We start from the raw sequence: 15993 nt of genomic DNA on the forward strand, positions 1-15993 counted from the left end.
CGCGAATCCGCTCCTTAAATTTTTCCGACGAGGTCAAGGCTTGGTGTAAGTGTTGCAGAGCCTTCTTCCCATTTCGCTGGGCAAACTTCGCCTGGATTGTTACGTACATATTGTGCTGCTTTGATTTTGTTGACGAGCGTGCTCGCATCACGACCGATACCGCCTGCGTTGATCTCAACTGTTTGGATGACGCCATCTGGATCGATGATGAACGTACCGCGGTCAGCAAGACCATCTTGTTCGTTCAAGACTTCGAAGTTACGTGAGATGACGTGTGATGGATCACCGATCATGACGTACTCGATTTTACCGATTGTTTCTGACGTTTCGTGCCATGCTTTATGTGTGAAATGCGTATCTGTTGAAACAGAGTAAACTTCAACGTCAAGCGCTTTGAGTGTTTCGTATTGGTTTTGAAGATCTTCGAGTTCTGTCGGGCAAACGAATGTAAAGTCTGCAGGGTAGAAACATACGACACTCCATTTACCGCGAAGGTTGGCATCCGTTAGGTCAACGAATTCTCCGTTGTGGAATGCTGATGCGCTAAATGGTTTTACTTCACTTCCGATTAAAGACATGATAAAAATCCTCCTCAAGGGTTCTATATTTAGAATCTGTCCTAGTGCATACAGTTAATCTGTATTTATCACACTAGAATAATTCTAATCTAATACTAATTTCATATAGACCAACACTTTTGTCAAGGTATAATCGGTAAATTCTTATTTCAATAAAGATTGTGTGAACAAAAAAAGAAATCCCGACGCCTAAATGAAACAGGAGTCGAGATCTGTATTCCTTATTGCCAGTCTGTATGGAAGATGCCTTCGCGGTCTGTTCGAGCATACGTGTGAGCGCCGAAATAATCGCGTTGCGCTTGCAACATGTTGGCATTTGAATTTGCTGTCCGGTAGCTATCATAATACGTCAACGACGTTGATAGACATGGTAGGGCGAAACCAGACAGAGCACCCTCAGCGACAACATGGCGTAACGATTCTTGATACGCCTGTACTTTCTCAGCGAAGAACGGTGCAAGCATCAAGTTTGAGAGATTCGCATCATTTTTGAACGCTTCACTGATGACGTTCAAGAAGTCTGCTCGGATGATACAGCCGCCACGGAAGATCAAGGCAATCTCTTCAAGCCGTAGATTCCAGTCGTACAATTCAGACGATGTCCGGTACTGGGTAAAGCCTTGCGCGTAAGCTGCGACTTTCCCCATATAAAGCGCTTGACGAATCCGTTCGACCCACGCGTCTCGCTCAAGCGATGACAAGTCTTCTGGTCCCTTCAAGACAGCAGACGCTGCGACGCGTTCTTCTTTAACAGCCGAGAGGTAACGCGCGAATAAGGCTTCCGTAATGATCGAAGAGGCGATCCCATTATCAATGGCTTGCAGGCTTGTCCATTTTCCGGTTCCTTTTTGACCGGCTTGATCGAGAATGACATCGATTAACGGTTGTCCTGTCTCGTCATCCGTTTTCCGGAGGATATCCGCCGTGATCTCGATCAAGTAACTTTTCAGTTCGCCTGCATTCCACTCAGCGAAGATGTCTGCGACTTCCGTGACATCAAGTCCGAGACGGAAGCGAAGGAAACTGTACGCTTCTGCAATCAGTTGCATGTCGGCGTATTCAATGCCATTATGAACCATCTTGACGAAGTGACCAGCGCCTTTCGGTCCGATATAGACGCAACATGGATCACCTTCGACGTGAGCGGCGATTTTCGTCAAGATCGGTGCCACATGGTCGTACGCTTCTTTTGATCCACCCGGCATGATCGCAGGACCGGTCCGTGCACCGACTTCACCACCCGATACGCCGACGCCGATGTATTCGATCCCGTGGCGTTGTAGTTCATCAAAACGACGCTCTGTATCGAGGAAGTGCGAGTTCCCACCATCCATGATGATATCACCTGTTTCGAGATGCGGAAGTAATGATTCGATGACCGAATCAATCGCGCTACCAGCCGTAACCATCATGAAAATTTTACGCGGGCGAGCGAGTGACTGAACGAATGCTTCAATGTCGTAGTACGGATGGAGTGGTAATCCTTCATCATGTGCGACGAGATCATCCGTTAAATCACGTGTGTAGTTATAGATGGCGACTTCTTCTTGATGACTCGCCATGTTCAATGCTAAGTTGCGGCCCATGACACCAAGACCGATGACTCCAATAGAATGTTGCATAAGTAGAACGACTCCTTTTTTTAGACGACGAGGCTGAGGAGAAGAACGAAACCAAGTCCACAAACGGAAATGATCGTCTCAAGCACAGTCCATGTCGCAAACGTTTCTTTTAATGATAATCCGAAATACTCTTTAAACATCCAGAAACCAGCATCGTTGACGTGTGAAGCGATCAGACTACCTGCACCAGTCGCGAGAACGACGAGCGCTAAGTTGACGTCGGATTGCTCAAGTAGCGGAATGACGAGACCTGCCGTTGATAGGGCAGCGACTGTCGCGGAACCGAGTGAGATCCGCAGAATCGCAGCGATCAACCAAGCGAGTAGAATCGGAGATAACGCTGATCCTTCAAATAATTGGGCGACGTATTTCCCGACACCACCATCAATCAAGACTTGCTTGAATGCACCGCCACCACCGATGATCAATAGCATCATCCCGATTTGGGCGATCGCCGTCGTACAAGATTCCATGACCGATTGCATCGGAATCTTGCGGGCGATTCCCATCGTGTAGACCGCGACGAGTAGTGAAATCAACATCGCCGTTGAAGCGTTCCCGATGAATTCAATCGCTGAGATGACACTGTTTTCACCCCAACCGAGTGTTTCTTGTAAAAGTGTGAAGATTGTTGCGATCGACATTAAGAGGACCGGTAGCATCGCAGTGAAGACACTGATGCCGAAGCCTGGTGTCTCTTCTAAATCAAATTCTTTTTGTTCCCCGAGTGACGCGATGTTTCCTGTCCGTGTAAACGATTCAGGTACGAGTCGTTTCGCGATTTTCGTAAAGACTGGACCGGCGATGATGACGGTTGGAACAGCAACGATGAAACCATACAATAAGACTTCCCCGATATTTGCTTTATACTCCCCAGCAATGACGGTCGGACCTGGGTGAGGTGGTAAGAATCCGTGCGTGACGGATAGGGCAGCGACCATCGGAATCCCGAGATATAAGATCGAGACACGAAGTTGACGTGAAATCGCAAAGACGATTGGAATCAACAGAACGAGGCCGACTTCGAAGAAGAGTGCGATCCCGATGATGAACGAAGCGACGACGACTGCCCATTGGATGTTCTTTTCCCCGAATCGTGCAACAAGTGTCATGGCGATTCGCTGCGCCCCCCCGGCGTCAGCGATCAGCTTTCCAAGCATGGCACCAAGACCAAAGATCAGTGCTAGGTGACCGAGCGTTCCTCCGATACCAGCTTCGATCGTTTTGACGATCTGATCGAGCGGCATGCCGAGTAACAGTGCAACGCCAAAGGACACGATGATGAGTGAGACGAACGTATTTAATTTCAACCCCATGATGAGAACGAGCAACGCAACGATCCCAATTCCTACGATGACTAAAGGCATGATGACTTCCCCCAAAAGATTAAGTTAGTTTTCTTCTTGAATCAAGCTCCGTTGATACGCAGCAATCCGTTTATGATCCGCGGACAATGTCCGCGCCAAGCTAATGAAGATCGGTAATAACTGACGGTATTCATGCATCGCTTCTTCATTTGGTACATGGCGATGTGTTTCCCCAATCATCTCGGAGACGACTTCGAACGAATCGACTTCCCCAGTCGCGTACAGTCCGAGAATACAAGCACCGAGACATGAACTTTCAAAACTTTCCGGAATGACGACTTCCGATTCAAAGATGTCCGCCATCATTTGGCGCCAGACTTCAGAACGAGCAAAGCCACCCGTCGCCTGAATCCGTGTCACGGGACCGTCCATGCACTCAATTAGAGCAAGGAAGACGGTATACAGATTGTAGATGACACCTTCAAGTGCTGCCCGGATCATATGCTCTTTTTTGTGCGAGAGCGTCAAACCGAAGAATGAACCACTGACATCCGGATTCCAAAGCGGTGCTCGTTCACCGGACAAGTAAGGGTGGAACAACAGTCCATCAGATCCCGGACGGACGCGCTCGGCAATCTTCGTCAGGACAGCGTACGGATCGATGCCGAGACGTTTCGCTGTCTCGACTTCTGCTGAAGCGAGTTCATCTCGGATCCACCGTAAAACCATTCCACCGTTATTGACAGGTCCGCCGATGACCCAGTGGTCTTCGGTCAGGGCGTAACAGAACGTCCGTCCTTTTTCATCGGTCTGCGGTCGATCAATGATCGTCCGGATAGCACCGCTTGTTCCGATTGTGATCGCAATTTCCCCCTTGCGAATCGCGTTGACACCTAAGTTAGAAAGGACACCGTCACTGGCACCGACTAAAAATGGTGTATCAACGGACAGTCCCATTTGTCGTGCATAATCGGCATTCAGTCCGGTGCATGACGTCGTCGTCGGTACAGGTTCCGATAAATAGCTCGCATCGATTCCGGCGACGTGTAACGCGCCCGTATCCCAGGCTAATTCATGAATATTGAAGAGACCTGTTGCTGAAGCGAGAGAATGATCGATGACATATCTGCCGAATAGTCGTTGGAAAACGAATTCCTTGATCCCGATATATTTTTTCGTCTGAGCATGGAGTTCCGGACGATCTTCGACGAGCCAACTGATTTTACTGAGCGGTGACATCGGATGAATCGGTGTACCGGTCCGATGATAAATCGACAGACCGTACTGTTCCTTAATTTTGTTCGACCATGCTTCACTCCGACTGTCCGCCCACGTGATACAGGCAGTCAATGGTTGGTGTTGTGCGTCCATTGCAATCAAACTGTGCATGGCACTGCTGAATGCGACGAACTTCGGTGGCATGCTCGGATGACGTTTTGTGATCAAGCGGATCGATTCGAGTACGGCATCAAAAATTTCTTCCGGATCTTGTTCTGCCGTCGAACGATTCGGCGTATGGAGTGGATAACCGACATTCGTTTGTCCGATGACCTCTCCTTTTGTCGTAAATAAGACCGCCTTCGTGCTCGTCGTTCCGATATCGACGCCTAACATGTATTCAGTCATGTGAATCGACTCCTTTCGACATCATTTGTTGCGTTTTCCAGAGATCTTCGACTTCCTGGACATCATCAAAGTTCTGATGCAAGGAAGCGACCATCCGTTCACGATCTCCTGTCTCGATCGCTTCGATGTACAGGGCGTGGTTCGCGAGGATGCGTTCGAAGTCTTCGATGTCTTCCTCGAATCGTACCCGCATCGATAGGAGGATGAAACTTTCCATGACCGGTTTAAGGTTTTGCCAAATCATACTGACATACCCGTGGTCAATCGAGCGAATGATTGTTTCGTGAAACAGCACATCTTGGAATGAAAATTCATCGGCATCCTTATATTTAATAGCGACCTTCATCATTTCGAGAATTTTGCTGAGTTCACGAACGAGCTCCGATCGTTCGATCTTGACGAGTCGCTCAAAGACGAACGTCTCGATGAGCAGCCGGACATCATAGATTTCCTGGATATCGCGCTCGGATAAACCGACGACGACCGCCCCCATCCGTTCCAATCGAATCAACTGTTCGGATGCAAGGATCTTTAACGCATCACGGATGGGTGAGCGACTAACGGAAAAGTCAGAGGCTAACTTGTTTTCAGATAAAATGGTACCGCTTTCAATACTTCCTGAAATGATGCGCATCCGTAGCTCGTATGCAACACGATCGCCAGCGGAAGCTTTTGATAACCATTTCAAGGGATATAACAGTTCTGACATGGAATCACCTGATTTCTAAAGTGAGTATACTTGTATACAAGTTAGTATAAACGTTTTTTTCTGAAATGCAAACGCTTAACTTAAATTTTAGTGATTCAAGCAGGAATCAGGAAAATCGTTTTCGATATGTTAGGGTGAAGAAGTAAGTGACGTGTAGAACAAATAAGGAGGAGATCGTACATATGCATATTTTAGTCGTAGGTGCAGGGGCAGTCGGAGGATATTTCGGAGGTCGTCTTGCTGAAAAAGGTGAACAGGTGACATTCCTCGTTCGTCCGAAACGTTATGAACAGCTACAAAAAACAGGACTGCAAATCACTAGTCCTCACGGTGATATCACGATCACGCCTCAGTTAGTGACGCACGACATGCGACCGGATCATACATTCGACGTCGTCTTGCTTTCGACGAAGGCTTATCACTTAGATGACGTATTGAAGGATCTTGCGCCATTCGTTTCGGAGGATACATATATCATTCCGTTATTAAACGGGATGCAACATATTCGCCGGTTAACAGAAGTCTTCGGAGAAGATCGAGTGCTCGGTGGTCTTTGCTTCATTGAATCGACGCTTGATACAGAAGGGCGTATTGTACAGACAAGTCCGTCACACCGGCTGTTATTTGGTTCACGGATCGGTAAACCAACAGCTCGTCTGGAGGAAATTGCAACACGTTTTGCGAAAGCAAAGGCGCCGATGGCGTACTCAACGCACATCATGGATGACATGTGGCAAAAATATCTGTTCATTTCGACATTCGCTGGCGTGACGACACTATTTCGCTCTGCCATCGGTCCGATTCGGCAAGAACCTGTCGGGCGTCAGATGATCATAGACGTCATGAAGGAATCGAAACAGGCAATGGAAGAACAGGGTGCGGTCTTCAATGATGATGTAGAAGCTGTACTGATGAAACAAATGAATGCAATGGAAGATAAGATGAAATCGTCGATGTTGCGGGATATGGAAAAAGGTCAACGAGTAGAAGTTGATCACTTTTTTACTACTTTACTAAAAACAATGTCTCAACGTCATCTTCAACTCATCGAGTCAAATTTAGGAATCTATCAAAAAAATCAAGAAATGCATGTTGACTGAATTATCTGCATTCTGATATGGTTAGGAACAATTACATACTTATCCAGAGAGGTGGAGGGACTGGCCCTATGAAACCTCAGCAACAGGTCGAAAGATACTGTGCTAATTCCTGCGGGTGCTGCACCCGATCGATAAGATTTCCGAATTGTCGACCGACGCATCCGTGAGGATGCGTTTTTTGTTTGAAATAGGTGGAATGAGGAGGAAATGGATTCATGAAAACGAGCGGGGCTTTTCGACGAAAGATGGAATCACGTCATCTGATCATGCTGTCGTTAGGTGGTGTTATTGGAACAGGATTATTTTTAAGTACGGGTTATACATTGGAACAAGCAGGGCGCGTCGGAACGATTCTGTCTTACTTAATTGGGGCCGTCGTCGTTTATCTCGTCATGTTAAGTCTCGGTGAACTGGCTGTACATATGCCGGAAACTGGTTCATTCCATAAATACGCGACAAAGTATATCGGACCCGGCACAGGTTATACAGTGGCTTGGCTCTACTGGCTGACGTGGACGGTCGCCCTCGGTTCAGAATTCACGGCAGCAGGCATTTTGATGCAGCGTTGGTTCCCATCCGTTCCTGTCTGGGTGTTCAGTGCATTATTCGCTACGATGATCCTTGGTATTAACGTTTTGAAGGTCCGTGTCTTTGCTGAAGTCGAATTTTGGTTCTCCGCTATTAAGGTCGTAACGATCATTGCTTTCATTTTACTTGGTGCAGGAGCCATCGTCGGCTTCATTCCACTGCAAGATGGTAGTCCAGCCCCATTCTTTTCTTCGTTAACCGAAGGTGGATTGTTCCCGAATGGCGCTTTCGTCATCTTCATGACGATGCTCGCAGTGAACTTTGCTTACTCGGGCACAGAATTAATTGGTGTAGCAGCGGGTGAAGCAGTCGATCCGAAACGGACGATTCCGCTTGCAATCCGGACGACGATTCTACGATTGGTTCTCTTTTTCGTTGGTACGATCATCGTATTAGCCGTCTTGTTGCCAACGGAAGGAAAGGGCGTACTCGAAAGTCCATTTGTAGCCGTATTTGAACGGATCGGTATTCCCTACGCAGCAGACGTGATGAACTTTGTCATTTTGACGGCGATCTTATCGGCAGCGAACTCGGGACTTTACGCGGCCTCACGGATGCTTTGGTCGCTTGCGAACGAACGGATGATTCCGCGCTTCTTCGCCCAGGTGACGCCAAGCGGAGTTCCACTTCGAGCTGTATTGTTCAGCATGCTCGGTGGAGGACTTGCCTTGCTGTCTAGCATCTATGCAGCAGGAAGTGTCTATATCGCGCTCGTCTCGATTTCCGGACTTGCTGTCGTCGTCGTCTGGATGAGTATCAGCGTTGCGCAATATCGCTTCCGGAAACAATTCCTCCGCGAAGGGCATACGGTCGACGAATTGGTCTATCGTACACCACTGTTTCCATTCGTACCGATTGCAGCCTTCGTTGTCTGTTTGATTTCCCTAATTGGGATCGGATTTGATCCGACACAACGTATTGCTTTGTACTGCGGTATTCCATTCATCGTGATCTGTTATGTCGTTTATGCGTTCACGAATTCTTCTCAGAAACGGAGTGTTGAAGATGTCCCGAATCAAAAATCCAGTTGACCAACGATTACAGAAAGTTCCCTTCCTGATTTTAGATGGAGCGCTTGCGACCGAACTCGAACAAAAGGGATTTGACCTGAACGATCCGCTCTGGTCAGCGCGTCTCTTGATCGAAGCACCAGAACAGATTGAGCGTGTCCATAACGATTACTTCGAAGTAGGTGCCGATGTCGCGATCACCTCAAGCTATCAAGCAAGTATCGAAGGGTTCAAGCAACGTCACATCACAACCGAGGAAGCAGAGAAACTGATCCGACAAACGGTCACTCTTGCGCAAGACGCACGGACGCGTAGCGGAAAGAATGCCGCACTAATCGCGGGATCTGTTGGTCCTTATGGTGCCTACTTAGCAGATGGATCTGAATATCGCGGTCATTATGGTGTGTCAGCTGATGTGCTAGAAGCCTTCCACAGACCGCGGATCGAAGCATTGATTGAAGCGGGTGCGGATCTGCTGGCGTTCGAGACGATTCCGTCACTTGAGGAAGCTGTCGTGTTGTTCCAGATTCTCGAAGCGTATCCGGAAGTATCTGCTTGGCTGACGTTCTCGCTTCAAGATGCGACGCACATCAGTGAGGGAACACCACTTGCGACATGTATCGAGACGATCGGACAACATCCGCAACTTGCAGCGATTGGTGCAAATTGTTTTCCGGCATCTTACGCGACCGATTTCATTCTTCATGTCAAAGCATTGACGAACGTACCGATCATCGTCTATCCGAACTCCGGCGAGGTTTATGATCCGGTCGCGAAGACATGGTCGGGTACGAATCAGTGCACATCGTTCCAAACTGTCGCAAAGACGTGGTATGAAGCTGGGGCACGATTGATTGGCGGTTGTTGCCGGACGTCACCCGAACATATTGCGCAAATTCGTTCGGTCTGCCGAGTTTCTCAAACATGATGAATGATGGACGAAAAAAGAACGGACGCGAAATCAATCGATTTCGCGTCCGTTCTTTTAGATAAGGTGTGATTCCGTTACCGTTCGCGCAAGGCGCGATTGAATTGTTGCAACAGGCGTCCGAAATCTTCCGCATCATCCGAAGGCCAATCCGTCAATAGACGTTCGATGCTCGCGAGACGCGCTGTTCGATAAATCGTGAGTTCTTGTTGTCCTTTATCCGTGATGTGATAGAAGAAGGCCCGTCCATCCATCGGATCTTTTACTTTTTCAACGAGTTGTTTCTGATCGAGTGCCGCTGCTTGGCGACTGACGGTCGAAACATCGAGCTGAAGTTCGCGGGCAAGTGTTTTGACACCGACGTTGCCGGAATCTGATAGTTGACGCAGTAAGAGATAGGAAGCACGATCCAAATTGCGATTGTCTGCCGTCGCTGTCGTTAAGCGCCGGATCAGAATCGCTAACTCCAATTCAATGGTTTCGAGTGATTGTTGAGACATCGGGTATCTCCCCTTTCGAAAAGTCTCTCTGTCCCTCATGATTACCCAATGTGGATAAGCTGTCAATGCGAAAAGCAGGAGGCTTGACAGAGTTGTAGTTGTATTATACAATCATTTTTGTTCTTTTAATTGTATCATACAACTTTAGTAGATGAGAAACGAACGACAAAGGAGAATTCAGATGAAAGCTTATGAGTCGATGAAACAAGAGGTCATCACAGTAAACGATACAGATCCGATTCGTACGGTCATCGAACGATTCATTCAATCTGGTATTAGCGGCGTACCCGTCATCAATGCACAGCAGGAGGTCGTCGGGTATATCAGTGACGGAGATATCATGCGAGCGATCGGGAAACACAAGGACATCATCGTCGATACATTCTTATATGTAGATGTTATCAAAGGAGACGAAGAAGATTATGAAGATCGGATTCGTCATATCTTGAATCGATCTGTCATGGAACTGGCACGCCGGAAGGTCGTAACAGCGGACGCTGACACAGAAATGGAAGAGATTGCAGCGACACTCGGCGCAAAACGAATTAAAAAACTTCCGATTCTCAAAGCAGGACGTCTTGTTGGAATCATCAGTCGAGGCGACGTCATTCGCCATTCGTTTAAACAATTTATGTAACACATTCAATAGAAAGAAGGGACACTATGGCACTTGCTGAAAAAACAACTACGCTTGAGCCGGAAACGGTATTAGCAGAAAGCAAACACGGATTATTCCATCAGCCAGTTGCTGTCTGGGCAGTCTTTTTTGCCAGTATCACAGCATTCATGGGAATGGGGCTCGTCAATCCGGTCTTACCAACGATTGCCGAGAATTTAGAAGCATCCAAAAGTGAAGTAACGCTCTTATTTACAAGTTATAACGCTGTCATGGCATTCGCGATGTTAATTACAGGCGCGATCTCATCACGGATTGGTCAAAAAGGAACATTGATGCTCGGGATCGCTGTCATCGCAACTGTTGCTGGTTTCGCTTCACAAGCAGATAGCATTTGGACACTCGTCGCGTTACGCGGTGGATGGGGACTTGGGAATGCTTTGTTCGTAGCAACAGCGCTCGCTGCGATTGTTTCCTTATCATCCGGTGGAACAGCAAAAGCTATTATTTTGTACGAAGCAGCGGTTGGTCTTGGGATTTCAATTGGACCACTGTTAGGCGGAACGCTCGGATCGATTACATGGCGCGCCCCGTTCATGGGTGTTGCGACAATCATGGTCATCGCGTTTCTCGTCTTGCTCTTCTTGATGCCAAAACCAGCAGCATCTGCTGCACCGAAACAGAAGTTATCATTAAAAGCACCGTTCCAAGCGATGAAGCATCGTTCGCTGCTGACACTCGGAATCGTTGCGGCACTTTATAACGTCGGTTTCTTTACAATCATGGCTTATGCACCGTTTGTTATGAAATTACCAGCTAAAGGACTCGGATTCGTCTTCCTCGGCTGGGGTATGTTACTTGCGATCACATCAGTCTTGACAGCTCCGAAATTGAAACAATGGTTCGGAACAATCAAAGCGATGGTCATGATGTTGGTTTTATTCGCGATCTTACTTCTGTTGATGGGGATTTTCACAGAAACACCAGCTGTCGTCATCGTCTGTGTCATCTTGGCGGGAGCTGTACTTGGGAATAACAACACACTCATCACAACAGCTGTCATGGACGCAGCACCTGTCGAACGTTCGACAGCATCTGCGGCATACAGTTTCCTACGTTTTCTCGGGGCAGCCATTGCACCATTCATGGCCGGTAAATTGGCTGAAATCTTCAACGCAAACCTACCGTTTTATGTCGGAAGTGGATTCGTTCTCTTATCCGTCATCATCATCGGGGTCAATCTCAAACACATTCGCCATATCGACCGGACAGAAGGCGGACATTAATTCGATAACAGGACAGCCGAAGCGAATCCGCTTCGGCTGTTTTTGAGTAAAATCAAGAAGGGTATATAGTTTTTAACGTATGGATCGAGTGCTCAATCATCGCTCGCAACACGTCTAAGTCGATGTCAGTCAGTTTTTTTACGTAGATGCAGGACTTACCGCGTCGATACGTACCGAGAGTGGTAAGCAGTCGTTCTGATATGTCGTCTTCACCAAGTGCGAGATAAAGGACGAGATTCGTCTTACGCGGAGAAAAGCCGACATAGAAGCTGTCGCCCTCGCGACCTGAGGCATAGCGATAATGATAGGCACCATAACCAATCAAGGAAGAACCCCAAAGAACGGCTTCATATCCCGTCACATCTTCGAAAAACTGACGCAAGGTAATACCATCTGCTTGACGTTGCGGCGGTTCGACTTGTGCTATGAAAGCGTCGACGGACTGTTCAGTAGGACCTGTTTTTGGAGGATCAGACATAAGCAGTCTCCTTTCGCATTGAGAAGATATCGGTTACTTTCGAGAAAAGGAAGCGAATATCCTGTATAGGGAAGGGAGAGAATCGGATGGTGCATCGAATCGCATTCAGAGGAGAAGGACATAGTGTAAAGTGGGAGATTTTAGACGTAGATTCAGTCAAAGAGGAATTGACGATTCGGATGACAGGAGAAAACAGTGAACAACGGTTTTCCATCTCGTTTGTAGCATACGATGCGTTCATTCGCGATTTTGCTCATGTTCATGAGTCGTTACAGGGGGAAGTTATATTTGAGCAGGATATGATTCATCTTAGCTTACGTTACGACCGACTTGGTCATGTCTTCATCACTTGGTCTGACGGGGAAACAAATCATCAGTTTCGCAGTGACCAAAGTTATGTAAGTGAGGCGTTGGCTCAGCTTGGTGTGTACGAATAGATACTAAAAAAAGAAGAAGGGACGATTTTCGATATGTCATCCGAAAATCGTTCCTTCTTTGTTTAGTGCGAGTGAAGTGGTGTTTTGATCAAGTTGAAACAAAACGCAATCGTTTGTTCATATTCCGACAACGGAATCGATTCATCCACTTGATGCGCAAGACGGAAATCATGGAAAGAAGCGATCGCAATCGGGAATGATTTTTTCGATTGGCTGAACATGGCACCGTCCGTACCACCCGGAATAGCGATTTTTCGTGGTGTCACGCCGCTGACCTGCTCCATCGTATCTGCGACCTGTTGTAAGAAAGGCGCGTGTTCGTCAGTTTCACAGGAAGGGATATCCTTGATGACCGTCACATTCATTGCGAAATCGGGATCTTCTGCAACAAGACGACGTTCGATATCTGTAAAGGTAGCAAGTACATCCGCTCGACCGAACCCGGGAATCGTCCGGATATCCATATAGAATGAAGCCTGACTCGGAACGACGTTTGGTCCTTCGCCTCCTGAAATCGAGGTGATTGACGCAACGACTGGACCGAGTGCTGCGTGATGATTCGTCGTGATCGAGAAGCGTTCCGATTTCACTTCCTGAATGACGCGATACATATCATCAATCGCATTGCGTCCGAGTTGCGGGGCAGAGCTGTGTGCACTTTTCCCGCGGCATGTCACTTCGATCCCAACGACCCCTTTTTGTGCATAACCGATCATTCCGCTCGTCGGTTCTGTGATCAACAAAGCATCTAAATCATCCGCATGCCCTTGTTCGGTCAAATGGCGAGCACCTGTCATCCCATTTTCCTCATCGGATGTAATCAGTAGTTTGACGGTGTTAGGACGGTCTTGACGTTCTCTATATTGAATCAGTGCTTGCACCATCGCCATGACACCTGATTTCATATCTGAAGCACCGCGACCATAAATGCGTCCATCTTCGATTTCACCACCGTATGGATCTTTCGTCCAGCCGTCTCCTTGGACCGGAACCGTATCGAGATGACCAGATAATCCGAGTACAGCAGGACGTGAAAACTCCTCGCTCGCAGGAACGGTCGCGACGAGACAGATTCGTTTTGGTGAGACTTCAATCCATTCTGTCGAGATTTGATGATCCACCAGTACATCGTACACATAACGTGCGACGGCTTCTTCTCCGTCCATTGGGTTGACGCTTGGAATTTGAAGACACCGTTGTAAGTAAGTAATGGCTGTTTGCATAAGTATTTCCCCCTTTACCTATCATGTACCCTGATAAAAATACTTCAGGGAGGTAAACGAATTCGGAAAATAATTTACGGGACTGAACGTCTTGAGATAAAAGAAAATGGTGCAACCAGAAGGTTACACCGTACCTTGCTCATTCACTTTTTTCTGCTTCATCTTTCCACTTTGAATCGATTAACATTTCCCCCGGCCATGTATAAGCCATGATGCCGCCGTCTGCTGTGATGTCCTCACCTGTGACATATGAGCTGTCGTCAGAAGCAAGGAAGAGGGCGACCGTTGCCATCTCACGTGGTTTACCGAGACGTCCGAGTGGTGTGATCCAGGCGTTCGCATCGCGGAATTGTTTACCTTGCTCTTTTTCTTTTTCACCGACGAGCGTATCGATGAGTGGTGTTTCGATCGTTCCTGGTGATAATGAGTTGACACGAATGCCGTGACGCGCGTAATCGATTGCCATCGCGCGAGTGAAGTTCGCGATCCCGCCTTTCGCTGCGTTATAACCGGACCGGTTCAAGTCAGCTGCTCGACCAGACATTGATGATGTATTGATGATTGAGCCACCATTATCGAGCATGAGTGGAATCAAAAACTTACTGACGAGGAACGTTCCGCGTAAATCGACAGCGATGATCCGGTCGAAGAGATCGATTGGATACTCGTGAACTTTCCCGCCTTGTTCATCGATTCCGGCATTGTTGAAGAGGACGTCGACCGTACCATATGTCTCTTTGACGTGCTTCGCAAGTTGCTCGACACTCTCGACATCTGAGACGTCGACGTGGACTGCTTCCGCTTTTCCACCCTGTTTTGTAATTTGTTCCACTGTTTGTTGTGCTTTTTCAAGTGAGACATCGGCACAGACGACCGTTGCTCCCTGTTCTGCGAAGACAAGCGCGGTCGCTTGTCCAATTCCTGTTGCCGATCCTGTAATAACAGCTACTTTTTGCTCGAGTCTACCCATTGCTAAATCCCTCCTAAGTCGTATCGTTCACCTTATGAAACATTCCCGGAGAAATGGAGATTAAACCCATCGATGCGTCTAGTGATAGAGGATAGGGGGTACATCTACAACAGCACAATCGTTGTATAAAAGGAGATGAGAACGCTGACATCTGATCAATGGCAACTTGCCAAAAAATTATTACAAGAAGCCGTTCAGTATCAAATGACACTTGAAAAGAGTGCTTTTTCAAGCGAGTTGATTGACCAAACGACACCTGTCCTCTGGTTTGGTGATGCGACGCAGAGTAGCTGGTTGACGATTGCAACAAATCCGTCCCGAGCACAGTTTTTAGACCGAACGGGAGCGCTACGGTTCGATGAGTATGGTCCGCTTTTCATACGTCCACAATCCATGATATGGGATGATTATCTACAAGAGGAGGTACTGACGGAATCGATTCGGCGCTTCAACGATTATTTCAAACAACCGAATATTTACCGGACATGGTTCGGGCGACCAGGTGGCGGTAAACTTGAAGGATTCTTGAATGGATTTAGTGCATCGTTTTATGAGAAAACACTTGATCCAGTCATTCATCTGGACTTTTTTCCGTTTCCGACGCACCACTACATGGGAGCGATCAAGGAACGTGGCGTGTTAGAAGATAGTCCATTCGGTCAGACATTCCTATTGCGCCTGCTTGAACTGTTTTCGATAAAAGGAATCATCCTGCTTGGAAAGGAACATACGGAACGATTTGCAAAGCTTGAACCAGACATCGATTGGACGACCTATCAACCGACGGATTATCCAGACGCGATCTTTCAAATCGGTTTTTCGTCACAATTTCAGGTACCTGTGATCGGACTCCACTTCAAACCAAGTGAGCAGTTCATTGGTCTTGGAAATCGGAAGGATAAAAACGACATTAGCCACGGCACATATGGGGCAGCAGAACACTTGTGTCAAATCGGACGATTCGTCCGTGAAAAAGTCGCGAAGTATAGTGAAAAAGGAGATTGACAGATATTTT

General features: G+C 47.5%; 16 protein-coding genes and 1 riboswitch. Of the genes, 7 read left to right on the forward strand and 9 right to left on the reverse strand.

The features are described from left to right. Window positions 1-14: 14 nt before the first annotated feature. The 5 genes from ahpC to ADM98_RS01895 form a co-directional block, all read right to left on the reverse strand. Complete coding sequence (ahpC, locus tag ADM98_RS01875) at window positions 15-578, reverse strand: alkyl hydroperoxide reductase subunit C (protein WP_023469815.1); 564 nt, start codon at window positions 576-578, stop codon at window positions 15-17. Window positions 579-799: 221 nt separating this feature from the next. Beyond that, window positions 800-2200 (reverse strand): decarboxylating NADP(+)-dependent phosphogluconate dehydrogenase, encoded by a 1401-nt coding sequence (gene gnd, locus ADM98_RS01880; RefSeq protein WP_053452002.1) that lies wholly within the window; start codon window positions 2198-2200, stop codon window positions 800-802. Between the two features lie 20 nt (window positions 2201-2220). Further along, window positions 2221-3567: a GntP family permease gene (locus tag ADM98_RS01885; RefSeq protein ID WP_053452003.1), complete on the reverse strand. Its 1347-nt coding sequence runs from the start codon at window positions 3565-3567 to the stop codon at window positions 2221-2223. Between the two features lie 24 nt (window positions 3568-3591). After that, window positions 3592-5133 carry a gluconokinase gene (gntK, locus tag ADM98_RS01890; protein WP_053452004.1) on the reverse strand — a complete coding sequence of 514 codons (1542 nt, stop codon included), beginning with the start codon at window positions 5131-5133 and terminating at the stop codon, window positions 3592-3594. Further along, entirely contained in the window at window positions 5126-5842 is a 717-nt protein-coding gene (locus ADM98_RS01895) for a GntR family transcriptional regulator (protein WP_053452005.1), read from the reverse strand. The genes gntK and ADM98_RS01895 overlap by 8 nt, the downstream gene beginning before the upstream one ends. A gap of 182 nt (window positions 5843-6024) precedes the next feature. Here ADM98_RS01895 and ADM98_RS01900 point away from each other — a divergent pair, with 182 nt between their 5' ends. The 3 genes from ADM98_RS01900 (at window position 6025) to mmuM (ending at window position 9468) form a co-directional block, all read left to right on the forward strand. Further along, window positions 6025-6942: a ketopantoate reductase family protein gene (locus ADM98_RS01900; RefSeq protein WP_053452006.1), complete on the forward strand. Its 918-nt coding sequence runs from the start codon at window positions 6025-6027 to the stop codon at window positions 6940-6942. A gap of 36 nt (window positions 6943-6978) precedes the next feature. Beyond that, a riboswitch (SAM riboswitch) is annotated at window positions 6979-7080 on the forward strand. 77 nt (window positions 7081-7157) lie between these two features. Then, window positions 7158-8561, forward strand: a complete 1404-nt coding sequence (locus tag ADM98_RS01905) for an amino acid permease (RefSeq protein ID WP_053452007.1) — start codon at window positions 7158-7160, stop codon at window positions 8559-8561. Next, window positions 8536-9468, forward strand: a complete 933-nt coding sequence (gene mmuM, locus ADM98_RS01910) for a homocysteine S-methyltransferase (RefSeq protein WP_053452008.1) — start codon at window positions 8536-8538, stop codon at window positions 9466-9468. Before ADM98_RS01905 ends, mmuM begins: the two co-directional genes overlap by 26 nt. A gap of 77 nt (window positions 9469-9545) precedes the next feature. Here the strand turns inward: mmuM and ADM98_RS01915 are convergent, their stop codons facing one another. After that, complete coding sequence (locus ADM98_RS01915; protein ID WP_053452009.1) at window positions 9546-9968, reverse strand: MarR family winged helix-turn-helix transcriptional regulator; 423 nt, start codon at window positions 9966-9968, stop codon at window positions 9546-9548. A gap of 181 nt (window positions 9969-10149) precedes the next feature. Between ADM98_RS01915 and ADM98_RS01920 the strand changes: the two genes are divergently transcribed. Continuing rightward, window positions 10150-10605, forward strand: coding sequence for a CBS domain-containing protein (locus tag ADM98_RS01920; RefSeq protein ID WP_053452010.1), 456 nt, complete (start codon window positions 10150-10152; stop codon window positions 10603-10605). 26 nt (window positions 10606-10631) lie between these two features. Then, entirely contained in the window at window positions 10632-11870 is a 1239-nt protein-coding gene (locus tag ADM98_RS01925) for an MFS transporter (protein WP_053452011.1), read from the forward strand. A gap of 52 nt (window positions 11871-11922) precedes the next feature. Here ADM98_RS01925 and ADM98_RS01930 read toward each other — a convergent pair whose 3' ends face one another. Next, window positions 11923-12348, reverse strand: coding sequence for a DUF1801 domain-containing protein (locus ADM98_RS01930; RefSeq protein ID WP_053452012.1), 426 nt, complete (start codon window positions 12346-12348; stop codon window positions 11923-11925). An 86-nt stretch (window positions 12349-12434) separates the two neighbouring features. Between ADM98_RS01930 and ADM98_RS01935 the strand changes: the two genes are divergently transcribed. Beyond that, window positions 12435-12785 (forward strand): hypothetical protein, encoded by a 351-nt coding sequence (locus ADM98_RS01935; RefSeq protein ID WP_053452013.1) that lies wholly within the window; start codon window positions 12435-12437, stop codon window positions 12783-12785. A gap of 62 nt (window positions 12786-12847) precedes the next feature. On the opposite strand, the gene ADM98_RS01940 is transcribed toward ADM98_RS01935, so the two are convergent. Then, complete coding sequence (locus ADM98_RS01940) at window positions 12848-14008, reverse strand: M20 family metallopeptidase (RefSeq protein ID WP_053452014.1); 1161 nt, start codon at window positions 14006-14008, stop codon at window positions 12848-12850. A gap of 139 nt (window positions 14009-14147) precedes the next feature. Beyond that, window positions 14148-14978: an SDR family oxidoreductase gene (locus ADM98_RS01945; RefSeq protein ID WP_053452015.1), complete on the reverse strand. Its 831-nt coding sequence runs from the start codon at window positions 14976-14978 to the stop codon at window positions 14148-14150. Window positions 14979-15113: 135 nt separating this feature from the next. Between ADM98_RS01945 and ADM98_RS01950 the strand changes: the two genes are divergently transcribed. After that, a complete protein-coding gene (locus tag ADM98_RS01950; protein ID WP_053452016.1) occupies window positions 15114-15983 on the forward strand; it encodes a hypothetical protein in 870 nt (289 codons plus the stop codon). Window positions 15984-15993 lie beyond the last annotated feature (10 nt).

The sequence above is a fragment of the Exiguobacterium sp. BMC-KP genome (assembly GCF_001275385.1).
In the GTDB taxonomy this organism is placed as follows: domain Bacteria; phylum Bacillota; class Bacilli; order Exiguobacteriales; family Exiguobacteriaceae; genus Exiguobacterium_A.